Annotated in this window: 14 protein-coding genes and 1 tRNA gene; 6 read left to right on the top strand and 9 right to left on the bottom strand. The window is 66.3% G+C overall.

Annotated features, from left to right (window positions below):
- The gene (locus tag GO606_RS20025) at positions 1-303 is read left to right on the top strand and encodes an NAD(P) transhydrogenase subunit alpha part 2 (protein WP_169119340.1); all 303 of its coding nucleotides are present in this window, start codon (positions 1-3) and stop codon (positions 301-303) included.
- Positions 300-1673, top strand: coding sequence for an NAD(P)(+) transhydrogenase (Re/Si-specific) subunit beta (locus tag GO606_RS20020; RefSeq protein WP_169119341.1), 1374 nt, complete (start codon positions 300-302; stop codon positions 1671-1673). The genes GO606_RS20025 and GO606_RS20020 overlap by 4 nt, the downstream gene beginning before the upstream one ends.
- Before the next feature lie 105 nt (positions 1674-1778).
- Here the strand turns inward: GO606_RS20020 and GO606_RS20015 are convergent, their stop codons facing one another.
- From GO606_RS20015 to GO606_RS20000, 4 genes are all read right to left on the bottom strand, one after another.
- Positions 1779-2894 (bottom strand): PAS domain-containing protein, encoded by a 1116-nt coding sequence (locus GO606_RS20015; RefSeq protein WP_169119342.1) that lies wholly within the window; start codon positions 2892-2894, stop codon positions 1779-1781.
- Between the two features lie 87 nt (positions 2895-2981).
- Positions 2982-4457, bottom strand: coding sequence for a DEAD/DEAH box helicase (locus GO606_RS20010; protein ID WP_169119343.1), 1476 nt, complete (start codon positions 4455-4457; stop codon positions 2982-2984).
- 221 nt (positions 4458-4678) lie between these two features.
- Complete coding sequence (gene rlmM / locus GO606_RS20005) at positions 4679-5785, bottom strand: 23S rRNA (cytidine(2498)-2'-O)-methyltransferase RlmM (RefSeq protein WP_169119344.1); 1107 nt, start codon at positions 5783-5785, stop codon at positions 4679-4681.
- 101 nt (positions 5786-5886) lie between these two features.
- The gene (locus GO606_RS20000; protein WP_246979793.1) at positions 5887-6291 is read right to left on the bottom strand and encodes a hypothetical protein; all 405 of its coding nucleotides are present in this window, start codon (positions 6289-6291) and stop codon (positions 5887-5889) included.
- A gap of 223 nt (positions 6292-6514) precedes the next feature.
- On the opposite strand from GO606_RS20000, the gene GO606_RS19995 reads away from it, so the two are divergent.
- From GO606_RS19995 to GO606_RS19980, 4 genes are all read left to right on the top strand, one after another.
- Positions 6515-7771, top strand: coding sequence for an extracellular solute-binding protein (locus tag GO606_RS19995; RefSeq protein ID WP_169119352.1), 1257 nt, complete (start codon positions 6515-6517; stop codon positions 7769-7771).
- 16 nt (positions 7772-7787) lie between these two features.
- Complete coding sequence (ugpQ, locus tag GO606_RS19990) at positions 7788-8588, top strand: glycerophosphodiester phosphodiesterase (protein ID WP_169119345.1); 801 nt, start codon at positions 7788-7790, stop codon at positions 8586-8588.
- A gap of 53 nt (positions 8589-8641) precedes the next feature.
- Complete coding sequence (ispB, locus tag GO606_RS19985; RefSeq protein ID WP_169119346.1) at positions 8642-9610, top strand: octaprenyl diphosphate synthase; 969 nt, start codon at positions 8642-8644, stop codon at positions 9608-9610.
- 14 nt (positions 9611-9624) lie between these two features.
- A tRNA-Pro gene (locus GO606_RS19980) sits at positions 9625-9701 on the top strand.
- A gap of 192 nt (positions 9702-9893) precedes the next feature.
- Here GO606_RS19980 and GO606_RS19975 read toward each other — a convergent pair.
- From GO606_RS19975 to GO606_RS19955, 5 genes are read right to left on the bottom strand one after another with little or no spacing between them, the layout of a single operon-like run.
- The gene (locus GO606_RS19975; RefSeq protein WP_169119347.1) at positions 9894-10352 is read right to left on the bottom strand and encodes a periplasmic heavy metal sensor; all 459 of its coding nucleotides are present in this window, start codon (positions 10350-10352) and stop codon (positions 9894-9896) included.
- Entirely contained in the window at positions 10349-10804 is a 456-nt protein-coding gene (locus tag GO606_RS19970; protein ID WP_169119348.1) for an anti-sigma factor family protein, read from the bottom strand. Before GO606_RS19970 ends, GO606_RS19975 begins: the two co-directional genes overlap by 4 nt.
- On the bottom strand, positions 10797-11366 hold the full coding sequence (locus GO606_RS19965) for an RNA polymerase sigma factor (RefSeq protein ID WP_169119349.1): 570 nt from the start codon (positions 11364-11366) through the stop codon (positions 10797-10799). Before GO606_RS19965 ends, GO606_RS19970 begins: the two co-directional genes overlap by 8 nt.
- A gap of 21 nt (positions 11367-11387) precedes the next feature.
- Positions 11388-11879 carry a hypothetical protein gene (locus GO606_RS19960; protein ID WP_169119350.1) on the bottom strand — a complete coding sequence of 164 codons (492 nt, stop codon included), beginning with the start codon at positions 11877-11879 and terminating at the stop codon, positions 11388-11390.
- A 53-nt stretch (positions 11880-11932) separates the two neighbouring features.
- On the bottom strand, positions 11933-12952 hold the full coding sequence (locus GO606_RS19955; protein ID WP_281503937.1) for an RNA-guided endonuclease InsQ/TnpB family protein: 1020 nt from the start codon (positions 12950-12952) through the stop codon (positions 11933-11935).
- Between the last annotated feature and the right edge of the window lie 32 nt (positions 12953-12984).

The raw sequence follows: 12984 nt of genomic DNA, 5'->3' as shown, positions 1-12984 counted from the left end.
ATGGATGGCATAACTGCTTTGTACGTTTTCATGCTGGCCGCGTTCACCGGTTACGAGGTGATCTCGCGCGTGCCGGTGATCCTGCACACGCCGCTGATGAGCGGCTCGAACTTCATCCACGGCGTGGTGCTCGTGGGTGCGATGGTGGTGCTCGGCCACGCCGACCCGGAAGACCCGGTGCAGCTCGCGATCGGTTTCGTCGCGGTGTTCCTCGGCGCGGCCAACGCCGCCGGCGGCTACGTCGTCACCGAACGGATGCTCGCGATGTTCAAGTCCGACCGCAAGCCGGGAGGTGCGAAATGAACACGCTGATCCAGTTGGCGTATTTCGGGGTGGCGGTCGTCTTCATCCTCGGCCTCAAGGCGATGAGCTCGCCGGTGACCGCTCGGCGCGGCATCGTCTGGGCCGGCTACGCGATGATCGCGGCGACGCTCGTCACCTTCTACACGCCCGGCATGCAGAACTATGGCCTGATGATTACCGCGATCGTGCTCGGCGGCGGTGTCGCGTGGTGGAGCGGCCGGGTGGTCAAGATGACCGACATGCCGCAGATGGTCGCAATCTACAACGGCATGGGCGGGGGCGCGGCGGCAGCGATCGCGGCGCTCGAGTTCGCCCGCGGCGGCGTCCATAGTCCCGGCGTCGCGACCCTCGCGGTGCTCGGCGCGTTGATCGGCTCCGTCGCGTTCTCGGGCTCGTGCGTCGCGTTCGCGAAGCTGCAGGGGATCATGACGAAGACCTGGCGCCTGCCGCAGCAGAACATCGTGAACATCGTGCTCGCGGGGCTCACCGTGCTGCTCGGACTCGCGATCGTCATCAGCGGCACGCCGGTGCCCGCGCTCATCATCGCGTTCTTCATCGTCGCACTCGCACTCGGCGTGATCCTCACCAGCCCGATCGGCGGCGCCGACATGCCGGTCGTGATCTCGCTGCTGAACGCCTTCACCGGTCTTGCGGTCGGCTTCGAAGGCTTCGTACTCGGCAATCCGGCGCTGATCGTCGCGGGCATTGTCGTCGGCGCGTCCGGCACGCTGCTGACACAGCTGATGGCCAAAGCGATGAACCGCCCGATCAAGAACGTCATCTTCACGCCGATCACCGGCGAGGCGGCCGGCGGCGGCGAGGCGATCGAGGGCTCGATGAAGGAGTTCTCGGCGCTCGATGCGGCCTCCGTGATGCGTTACGCCTCCAAGGTCATCATTGTGCCGGGCTACGGCATGGCGGTTGCCGGGGCGCAGCACAAGGTGTGGGAGATGGCGCAGCTGCTGGAAGAAGGCGGCGTCGAGGTGGTGTTCGCGATCCATCCGGTCGCCGGGCGCATGCCGGGCCACATGAACGTGCTCTTGGCCGAAGCGGGCGTGCCGTACGACAAGATCTTCGACCTCGAGGAGATCAACGCCGACTTCGCGCAGGCGGATGTCGCGCTGGTGATCGGCGCCAACGACGTGGTGAACCCGGTCGCGCGCACCGACAAGTCGAGCCCGATCTACGGCATGCCGATCCTCAACGCCGACATGGCGCAGAACGTCATCGTCGTCAAGCGCGGCAAGGGTGCGGGCTACTCCGGCATCGAGAACGCGCTGTTCTACAAGGACAACTGCCGCATGTTGTACGGCAGCGCGCAACAGGCGATCGGCGAGGTGATCACGCACGTCAAGGCGCTCGAAGTCTGAGCATGTCGTGAAAGCAGCCGCCGGTCCTTCCTCGGGAGGGCCGGCCGGTGGCGTTTACGCCTTTGGTCCTCGCGCCGGAACCGGCCGCCTCAGCGCCCGCGATGTTCACGGCGCCGCCGCGGGATGACCATGCATCACGACCATCGCGTCCGGATGGCCTGCGGCATCGACCCGATAGGCGACGATGACGGCGTCGAATGTCGTGCCGTTGGCGTGGCGGTGGCGCCAGAGGCCGGATTCGGCGAGGCTGCGGCCGTCTTCCGCTTCGCAGCGCAGATCGGCGAGGCGCATCCTGCACAGGCGCTCGTAGGGATAGCCATACGCTTTCACCGCGCTGGCGCTGGCGGCAAAAATACGCAGCTCGGGGCCTTCGCACAGCAGTGTCGGCAGCGGGCAGTCCGCGAACAGCCGCTCGACCGACACATCGTCGTTCAATGCGGCGCGCTGCGGCGGCGCGTCCGGATGATGCGCTGTCGCAAGCGCACCTGTTGCCTTCCCGCTGTTTGCCGGGAGTATCAACAGTTGCCAGCCGGGTTTCGGCCCGGGCAGGATGCGCCCGGACAGCGGTTCGCCATGGCCCGGCGCGTCGATGCGGGCGAACTGCGGCTCGCCGCGCCCGGGCCATGTCACCCCCAGTCGCGAGTCCAGGGCGTGTCCGACGAGATCGGCGCGAGCGAATCCGAGCGTGCCCAGTGCCGCCGCATTGGCGGCAGCGATGCGGCCCTGATCGTCGATGACGATGACCGGCTGTTCGAGCGCCGCAGCAAGGCGCGGCCACACAGTGTCGACCGGAGCGGAAGGGGTGTTGGCTCCCCGTGCGGGGCTCAGGATCAGTGCGTGAATCCCCGGCCGCAGGCGCGCGGCCGCGACGAAGCGCAGTTCCCGGTCGCGCTTTTGCGGCAGCGAGACACGCAGGCTGCCGCGCGTTTCCCCGCGGATAAAAAGCCGGGCGCGCGCGTCGAGGAATTCCCGTTCCGATGGAAACAGATCGGCGAGCGGTCGACCGGCGACCTGCCGATAATCGCGTTCGAGCAGCCGGCACGCCGCACTGTTGGCTTCGAGCACGACTTCGTCACCGGTGATGACGAGCCCTTCGTCGAAGAGCTCGAACAGGGCCAGATACAGGCCCGTCTCCATGCCCTCGGAAAAATCCGGAATGAAGGGCTCTTCGGGATCATCGTTGCCCTCGGGGCGACGGACGGCGTTCATCTGGGCGGGCATTCCAAGGATTCCGAGGCTTATCGGTGTAAGCCCAGATTACTTGAAGCCCGCCGCTGGAAAGGCCCGGAATAGGCGGGTTTGCGAGGCCTATTTCCGCCCGAGGCCGCCGAGCAGCACCGCGATCGGACGCTGGTTGCGACGCGGCGAACCGACCTCTCTTGCGGCCTGATCCGCCAGCCGATTCGGGTCGGTTGGCGAAGCTGCCGGTTCGTATGGCTTGGTGTAGTCGAAACCGTCCGCGGCGATCGTCGATCTTCCCGGGCGCCGGCGGACTTCCCCGCTCCGGGCGGACGATGCCGGCCGGGCAGCGCGCGGCGCAGGAGCCGTTTTCGGGCCGGTTTCCTTCGCCGCTTCGGGAGCGCTGGCGGCGGCAGTGCGGCGGCCATGCCGGCTGCGGCTGGCGGTTTCGAAAAAATCCGGCTCGGGGTCGAAGCCCGGCACGATTTCCTGCGGAATCTGCAGCTTGATGAGTTTTTCGATTTCCGCTAGATGGTGCTTTTCTTCCACGCTCACCAGCGACACCGCGTTGCCCTGGCGCCCGGCGCGTCCGGTGCGGCCGATGCGGTGCACGTAGTCTTCGGCGGTATGCGGAAGTTCGAAATTGATCACTGACGGCAGGTCGTCGATGTCGAGCCCGCGTGCGGCGACGTCGGTCGCGACGAGCACCCGCAGCTTGCCGGACTTGAAGGCTTCGAGCGTGTCGGTGCGTTGCGCCTGGCCCTTGTCGCCGTGGATCGCGTCGGCGGCGATGCCGTGGCGCTCGAGGAAGTGCGCGAGACGGGCGCATGCGAGCTTCGTCGCGACGAACACCAGCGCCTGCGTATCAGGCTCATGGCGCAGCAGATGCGCGAGCAGGTTGCGCTTGAGGCCCGCTGAAACCGGGTGCACGCGGTGGGTGATCGTTTCGGACACCATGTTGCGGCGCGCGACTTCGATCAGTTGCGGTTCCTTCAGCATCTGGTCGGCGAGCTTCTTGATCTCGTCCGAGAACGTCGCCGAGAACAGCAGGCTCTGGCGCGCGGCGGGCAGCAGGTCGAGAATGCGGCGGATGTCCGGGATGAACCCCATGTCCAGCATGCGGTCGGCTTCGTCGAGCACGAGCATCTCGACCTGGCCGAGCTGGATGGTTTTCTGCTGGACGTGGTCGAGGAGCCGCCCCGGCGTCGCGACGACGATCTCGACGCCGTTGCGCAGGTCCTGGATCTGCGGCTTCATGTCGACGCCGCCATAGATGCACGTGCTGCGCAGCGGAACGTACTTGCTGTAGGTCCTGACGGACTCGAAGACCTGCATCGCGAGTTCGCGCGTCGGCGCGAGGATCAGCGCCCGCACCGGATGGCGCGCCGGACTCGTCGAAGTGCTGGCGTGGCGCGCGAGGCGCTGCAGAAGCGGCAGCGTGAAGCCCGCGGTCTTGCCGGTGCCGGTCTGGGCGCCGCCCATGACGTCGCGGCCGGACAGGACCACCGGGATCGCCTGCTGCTGGATCGGGGTGGGGGTGGTGTAGCCGGATTCGGCCACTGCACGTAGCAACTCGGGGGTCAGTCCGAGGTCGGCGAAACTCATAGGCGCCTTTCTTCGATAGGGGCCTGCCGCGCGAGATGCGATGCCAGGAGAGGCGATTGCATGAACGGTATCCGGAACGGAACGGAACCGGGAGGGCTCGTGCCATCCGGCAGGCCGGGTGCTTTAAACCGGCCATTATACATACCCGTACAACTCGACGGCTTCTGACGGCGCAAGTGATTTCCCGACATGGCAGACCGCGCCGGAGAGAGGGAGGCGGATCAGACCGCCGCGGCGCGCAAGGCGAGGTAGCCGGTGATCTCTTCGCGATCATGGTACAGGTGCTTGAAGCGCAGCTCGAACGGACCTGACTGGGCGAGGCGCTTGGTGATCAGCGCGCGGCACTGTTCGACGGCCTCGAGGCGTTTTTTCATCGGCAGCTTGAGGTTGAAGATCGTCCTGCGGCAGCGGCCGGTCGCGATCCAGTCGGCGACGAGGGCCGCGATCCGGGCCGGCTGTTCGACCATGTCGCACACCATCCACTCGACCGGCCGCGGCGGGCGCCACGTGAAGCCGTCGGCGCGCACGTGCTCGACCATCTCGGTCGCCATCACCGAAGGCGCCATCGGGCCGTTGTCCACCGCAGTCACCCGCAGGCCGCGATGCGCGAGCTGCCACGTCCAGCCGCCGGGCGCGGCGCCGAGGTCGACGGCACGCAGCCCGGCACGCAGGCTCGCGTTGCGCTCGGCTTCGGTCAGCAGCGTGAAGATCGCTTCGGCGAGCTTGAGCGTCGAACGGCTGGCGGCCTCCCGCAACATGCGCAGGCGCGGAATCCCCATCGGCCACAGCGCGGCCTGCCCGGGGAGGGCGGCGCACAGCCACGCCGTGGAGGTGTCGGGAAAGAGGATGTGCAGTTCGGGAAGGCCTTTCGCGCCTTCGCGAAACGCGCCGATCCTTTCGAGTTCATGCTGCAGCGGCACGGCGAAGCGGCGGCAGAAGCCGGATTGCTGCTTGGCCTCGTCGGTGTCGGGGGTTTCCAGCATCAGCTGGGCGAAGCGCTGGCCGGCGTTGCGCGTCGCGGCGGCGATTGGCGTGGCCCGGTCGCGTTCGGGCAGATCGTCGACCCGGGCGAACCACGGCAGCAGCTGGCGCGCGAAAATCAACGTGCGCCAGTCGCAGTGTTCGGCAAGGTCCGCAAATGCGACCGGCTCGTGGGTCTCGAACGTCACGAACGCGCTGCCGGGGCGGGTGCGGACGAAGCCCGTCAGCCCGATGCTGGCGGCGAAGTCGTCCAGTTCGGCGGCGACTTCCTTTTCGAACCCTGCGCGGCACAGCGCGAGCAGGCCGGAGGCGGTCAGGCCGAGACGATTCGGTGGAGTGGCAGGCATCAGGTCCGTTTTGCGGCAAGCGTGTTGTTTCGGGTCGCCGCGGATGATAAGGCAAGTCGGCGCCCGGGCGAGGGCAAGTTTTCTTTTCGCCCCGGGCCGTTTCAGGACGTGGTGCGCGAGCGGCGCGGGCGATGTTCCCCGCCCGCCGGGGCCGGCGCAGCGGTTTCGTCGACTTCCTTCGCGTCGGCCGCGCCCGGCGAAGGTGCCGACGGGGCGTTGGGTTGCGCAAGCTGCGAGGGTACCGATTGCATGTTGTTCTGCATCATGTAGTCGTTCATTTCCCGCCAGCCGGCGAACACCGCGGCCTTCTGCGCTTTGGCATTGAGCAGGTAGCAGTCCTCGAGCGAACGCCCGGAATGGCGGCATGCGCCACCGATGGCTTTGCCTTCGGCTTCCGCGACGGCCGCCTCTTTTTTCGGATCGGGCAGTTCGAGCAGCGTGCCGATCTGCTCGCAGCCGCCGAGTGCGACGAGCAGCAGGAGGGGAATCAGGCGTTGCGCGAGCATGGGCAGGAGGACACCGGGGCGGGAAGCTGAAGCGGTTAACGTCATCGCCGCGGAAATCTTGATGGCTCGGCCGCATGCAGCAGACTGCCGGCGACGTCGGCGGACTCTATACTGTGAAGGTTCGAGGTGCAGGTGTCACGTGAAGGACTGGAGAATGAGAGTGCTGACGGGAATCGCAAGGAAATGGGCCGCGCTGCTGCTGTGCGGAGGAGGCTTGCTGGCGATGGGTACGGGGGCCGTACATGCGGCCAAGGCGGTGGTGCGTCCGCCTGCGGCGGTGGTGGCGAGCGAGCCGAAGGAGATCCACCTCGTCCATCAGCTCGGCCCGGAGCGGGACGAGGCGCTGAAGCAGCTCGTCCTGCGCTTCAACGAGCGCAACAAGGACTATCGGCTCAACGTCAGGACGGGCACCTGGAGCGATGACGGCTCCCCCCACCTGATGATCCTGCCAGGCGAGGACATGGAACGCTTTCTCACCGGGAAGCCGCGCTACAAGGCAATCTCGGCGGTCATGCGCGAAGGCGGCGTGCCGCTGCCGGCACTCAAGCCGCCGGCGATCATGGCGCGTGCGCTGGTCGATACGAAGGGCCAGTTGCTCGCGTTGCCGGTTGGCTTGTCGACGCCCGTGCTGTACATCAATCGCGGCGAATTCCGTCGCGTCGGCCTCAATCCCGATGCGCCGCCGAAAACCTGGTTCGAACTGCAACAGGCGCTCGGGCAGCTGTTCGATTCGGGCTCGACGTGTCCCTACACGGTTTCGCAGCCCGGCCGGGTGATGATCGAGAACACCAGCGCCTGGCACAACGAGCCGGTGTCGGCGCGCCAGGGCAAGAGCGAGCGTCCGTCGTTCAACGGCATGCTCCAGGTCAAGCACGTGGCGATGATGGCGAGCTGGCACCGCGCCCGCTATCTGCGCATCTTCGGCGCCGAGAGCGAGGCCGAGCAACGGTTCGCGAGCGGAGAATGCGCGGTGATCGCCGCGCCGTCGGCGAGCTGGACCGATTTCCGGCGCAAGGCGGGGTTCGAAGTCGGCATCGCGCCTTTGCCCTACCACGAGGATTTTCCCGGAGCCCCGCAGAACACTCTCGCCGACGGGGCCGCGATGTGGGTCGCCGCCGGCAAGCAGCCGGGCGAGTACAAGGCGATCGCGCGCTTCGTCGGCTTCTGGCTGCAGCCCGATAACCAGGTCGCTTGGCAGCGTGAATCGGGTTACCTGCCGCTGAACCGCGCCGGCGTGTTCGCGGCGCAGAGCGAGGTGCTGGGGCCGGATCTGGAGAACATCAAGGTCGCCGTCTCCCAACTGAACAACAAGCCAGCCACGGTCGAATCGAGCGCGTCGCCGCTCGGCGGCCATGCCCGCATGCTCGATATCCTCGACGAAGAACTCAGCGCGGTGTGGGCGGATCGCAAACCGGCGAAGGAAGCGCTGGACAACGCAGTGGCGCGAGTTCAGGCGGGTGTCGCGCCCGTCCTGCGCTGATGCGTTGGCAAGAGCGATGACGCTTTCACGCCCCTGGCCTCTCGCCCCGGTGCTGGCCCATCGTTGCGGTGGCCTGCTCGCGCCCGAGAATACGCTGGCAGGCTTCGCGGCGGCGGCGAAGGTCGGGTGCGGCGGCGTGGAGTTCGACGTGATGCTCAGCGGCAGCGGTTCGCCGGTGCTGATCCACGACGAAACCCTCGAACGCACCACGAACGGCCACGGACGCGTCGCCGGGACACGGGACGAAGACCTCCGCGCGCTTGACGCGGGAAGGTGGTTCGACGCGTGTTTCGCCGGCGAACGGGTGCCGACGCTCGAGGAGGCCGCGGTGCGATGCATTTCGCTCGGGTTGTCCGTAAACCTCGAGATCAAGCCATCGACGGGACAGGACGAAGAAACCGCCCGCGTCGTCGCGCGCCGAGCCGGCGAACTGTGGGCGGGCGCCGCAGTTCCGCCGCTGCTGTCGTCCTTTTCCGAGTCCGCGCTGGAAGTTGCCGCAGAGCTTGCCGCGCATCTTCCGCGGGGCCTGCTCGTCGAGCGGGTTCCGCCGGACTGGCTGCAACGCTGCCGCCGAGTCGGTGCGGCAGCGTTGCATGCGCATGCCCGATACCTCGATCGGGCGACGGTGATCGAAGCCCGCGGAGCGGGCCTGTGGGTGGCGACCTACACGGTGAACGACCCCGGCCATGCGCAAACCCTGTTCGATTGGGGCGTCGATTGCATCATCACCGATCGGCCCGACGCCGTACGCGCATTTTTGCCGCAACACAGCGCCCCGACGGGATATCCGGCCGGCTTGCACGCGCGGTCGTGTTGACGCCGCGCCGGCCACCCCCATAACATCCGCCTTTTTCCCGCGAGCACCCTGCCTTGTTGACCCAGCAGCTCTACGCGCCGATTGCCGCCGACATGCAGGCGGTCGACGCGGTCATTCGTGAACGCCTTCATTCGGACGTCGTCCTCATCCGGCAGGTCGCGGAATACATCATCCATAGCGGCGGCAAGCGGCTGCGGCCTGCACTGGTGCTCTTTTCCGCGGGCGCGATGGGTTACCAGGGGCAGTCGCATCACCAGCTTGCGGCGGTTGTCGAGTTCATCCACACCGCCACGCTCCTGCACGACGACGTCGTCGATGAATCCGAGCTTCGTCGCGGCAACAAGACCGCCAACGCCCTGTTCGGCAACGCCGCCTCCGTGCTGGTCGGCGATTTTCTGTACACGCGTGCCTTCCAGATGATGGTCGGCGTCAACGACATGCGCGTGATGCAGGTGCTGGCCGACGCGACGAACGTCATCGCTGAGGGCGAGGTTCTGCAACTGCTCAATTGTCACAACGCGGATGTCGAAATTGAGGATTATCTGCGCGTGATCCGCTACAAGACCGCGAAACTCTTCGAGGCGGCGACGCGGCTTGGAGCCATCCTTGGACGGGCGGACGAAGAGCAGGAACGAAGAATGGCGGCGTTTGGCATGCATCTGGGCACCGCATTCCAGATCATCGACGACGTCCTCGACTATTCGTCCGACGAAGCGGCCACCGGCAAGCATCTCGGCGACGACCTGGCCGAAGGCAAGCCCACGCTGCCGCTGATCCACGCGATGAAGCATGGCACCGCGGAGCAGTCCGCGCGGGTGCGCAGCGCCATCGAGAGCGGCGGGCGCGACGACTTCGAGGCAGTCCTGGCCGCGATCCGCGAAACCGGCGCGCTCGACGAGGCGCGCCGCTGGGCGCGTGCCGAGGCGCAGCTCGCGATCGACGCTCTCGATGCACTCCCCCCTTCCATTTTCAAAGATGCGCTGCTACAATTATCGGACTTTGCAGTTGTCAGGAATCACTGATTGCTGCAAGGCGTCGGGGAATAGCTCAGCCTGGTAGAGCACTGCGTTCGGGACGCAGGGGCCGGAGGTTCGAATCCTCTTTCCCCGACCAAGAATTCCCGCAAAAAGCCACTCGCAAGAGTGGCTTTTTTGTTATGGGGCGCCCAGCATGGGCGGACGAACGGTCAGGTAATCTGGCCGCCCTATCCCGATTTTGCGTGCAGGCTCTTTCCCGTGAAGACCGCATCGGGAACGATCTCTCGGGGTGGCCATGCCCGGCTCGTTAACTGCAAATCGTTCACCGTTACCGGGCGTGCAGATCCTCCAGCAGTGACGGTTTGGCCGGCTGCGCGAGCAGGAGTTGCGCAAGACGGGCGCGCTGCGCTTCGTCGAGGATCTCGCGCTCGGCCAGCAACTGCTCGATCATCAGGCGCTGTTGCTCGTGCTGCAGGCGCGCGATGGCGACGCGTTCGGCTTCGATCGCCTTGCGATCCACGTTCGGCGCGAAAATTGCGTGGATCATTTCGGTGCGATGAGCGTCGATGCGCGCAGCGGCGTCGCCGAACTGGCGCAGGAAAGGTTGCTCGGCCGCGTGCCAGCGTTCGAGCTGGCGCGCGTCGAGGCCGAGGTGGACCGGCAGGGAGGGGGCTGCCCCGGCGTTTGTCGAAGCCGGACGCAGGACGTGGACCCCCGCCGCAGCCACGACGCCGAGGTTGACCAGGACCGAACACATCAAGGCGAAGCGCAGCGTGGAAGGTTTCATCTGAAGCCATTTCCGGAAGGGCACGATTTCGGGACGGGGCAAAGATTGCCGGGCGGGATCGGATCGAACACCGCCATCGCCAGCATTGGCGGGCCCGCGGGCATGTCGCCGGCCATCGACCGGATCAGCGTGCTCCCGAGGTAGAGACCCAGCGTCAGGGCCGCGGCGCCGCTCAGCGGAAACAGGAGCCAGCGCATTCCGGGCCGTCGCGCGGTCCGGGATGGGCGGGGCTGGACCCGGAGGCGGGCTTCGATGACGGCGCCGAGATCGAACCCGAGCCGCTCCTGCGGCAGTGCCTGGAACCGGCTGCGCAGCGTTTCCAGTTCGCGCAGCCTTTCCCCGCAAGCCGCGCAACGGTCGATATGCGCGAGCAGCTCCCGGCGCTGTCGCGGCTGGAGCTGGCCATCGAGCAACGCCGACAGCGCGAGCGTGCGCGGGCAATGGTCAGCCATGATCCTCTCCTGCCTTGCGCCCAAGCCGTTCCAGCAGGGCCGCACGCGCCCGCGCGAGGCGTGACTTCACCGTGCCGGGGCGGATGCCGAGCGTGCGCGCGATATCGGTGTAGGTGAGGTCCTCGACCTCGCGCAGCAGCAGGATTTCCCGCTGCCCGGCCGGGATCCGTTGCAGTGCCCGCGCAAGCTGCGCGTCGCGCTGGCAGGTGGCGTAGCAGGCTTCCGGGCCCATCGCGGTGTCCGCGATGTCGAGTTCGTCGTCGAGCGGCGCGAACTGGATAACCTGCCGGCGGCGCAGCAGGTCGATGCTGAGGTTGCGGGCGATCTGCAGCAGCCACGTGGAAAAACGCGCCTCGGAACGCCATTCGGGCAGCGCCTGCCACGCTTTCATGAACACCTCCTGGGTGAGGTCCATGGCTTCGTCGCGCGTTCCGGTGAGCCGCAGGATGAAGCTGAATACGCGATCCTGATGGCGCCGCACGATCTCGCCGAACGCACGCGTATCGCCGGCACGCGCACGGACGATGGAGGCGTTGTCCCGCTCCGTGTCCGCATCGTCCATCCCTCTGTCCGGCGGGGCGGTTCAGTGCCCGGTAGCCACCGGCGTCCACGCCGGGTGGCTGAAGTAGGTACCGTAATTATCGAGTGCCCCGACCAGATGCAGCACGCCCTTGCTGCGGTCGCCGCCGGCCTTCGTGCCAGTGACCACTTCAACACCGTCGGCCAGTTCGGCGATGATGCCGTGCAACACCGTATCGGCTTCGGGCGCAAGTCTGCAGTTCTGCACGATGTAGGCGATTTCCTTTTCGACGGTGTGGCCCAGGGACCGGTACTGGTCGTCGGTGAACGTGCCGCCGTGAACGGCCGGGAGACTGTGTTCGACGGCGGCGCGGATTTTCAGCATGCCCTGTTGCAGGGCGGCGTCAGTATGCCATTTGCTGCCGGCATTGAGCTTGAGGACGATTGTGCCGCCGTCGTGATCATGGCCACCAGCCGCAAACGCGGGAGTGAATCCGGCGAGGCCTGCGGTTATGAGGCCGGCTGCGAGCAAGGCCGTGGCAGTGCGTGTTTTCATTTTCTGATATTCCCACTCGAGTTCGTTGAAAAGAGCCAGCTGCGACCCGGCAGCTATGCCGGCGTCCCTGCTGTGCTGCTAAATGAAACGAACGGGAGGAGAGAATGTTCCATGAGAATGCTGTGACGGTGCACGATGACGCCACGAGAACTGCGCAGGAGGGGTGTCGCCGGGCCGGGCGGCCAGGAAATCGGTTCGTTGACATCCTCCCCGGCCTGAAGGCCGGAGATTCCTGCTGCGCTCAGGCGCGGGCATTGAGCCGCCCCTGAGTCGCTTCGGTGGGTTCCTGCTGCTGACGGCATGACCGCACCGTTCACTTCACAGGCTAACCGGGCGTGTCCCGCCCTTAGCACATTGATCGCGCCAACCACGTCGGCGTTTTCCTCGAAGCCGCATTCCACGCACTCGAACCGGGCTTGCGTCTGGCGGTTGGCCGACGACACGTGGCCGCAGCATGGACAGGTTCGACTCGTGTTGCGCGGCGGCACGGCGATGAGGTGTCCGCCGTTCCACGCCAGCTTGTAGTCCAGTTGTCGTCGGAACTCGGCCCAGCCTTGATCGAGGATGGCTTTGTTCAGGCCCGACTTGGCCCGAACCTGTTTCCCCGGTTGCTCGCTACTGCCTGCCGCCGACCTCGACATGTTCCGCACCTGCAAGTCCTCGATGCACACCATCGCGTGGTTTTGGCTGATCGTGGTTGAGGTCTTGTGCAGGTAGTCGCGGCGGGCGTTACCGATGCGGGAATGGATCTTCTGGACCTTGGCCCTGGCTTTCTTCCAGTTGTTGCTGAACTTCGTTTTGCGGCTCATGGCCTGTTGCGCGCGGCGCAAAGCGGTCTGATGCCGTTTGAAGCTGTTGAGCGGAGCGTAAAACGTGCCGTCCGAAAGCGTGGCGAAGCGCGCCACGCCCATGTCGATGCCAACCGCACCGCCGTTGGGGAGGGGCTGCTCGACCTCGCGCTCCGTCTGAACGCTCACATACCACTTGCCGCACGACTGGCTAACAGTGACGTTCTTCACCGTGCCCAGCACGTCCCGGCTGTTGCGATAACGCAACCAGCCGAGCTTCGGCAGAAATTATCCTCGGTCAACTATTAGGCAAGGTT

Origin of the sequence: Aromatoleum anaerobium, from assembly GCF_012910705.2 — a bacterium.
Classification (GTDB): Bacteria; Pseudomonadota; Gammaproteobacteria; order Burkholderiales; family Rhodocyclaceae; genus Aromatoleum; species Aromatoleum anaerobium.
The sequence above is the reverse complement of the archived record's forward strand: the minus strand, read 5'-3'. Positions and strand labels throughout refer to the sequence as shown.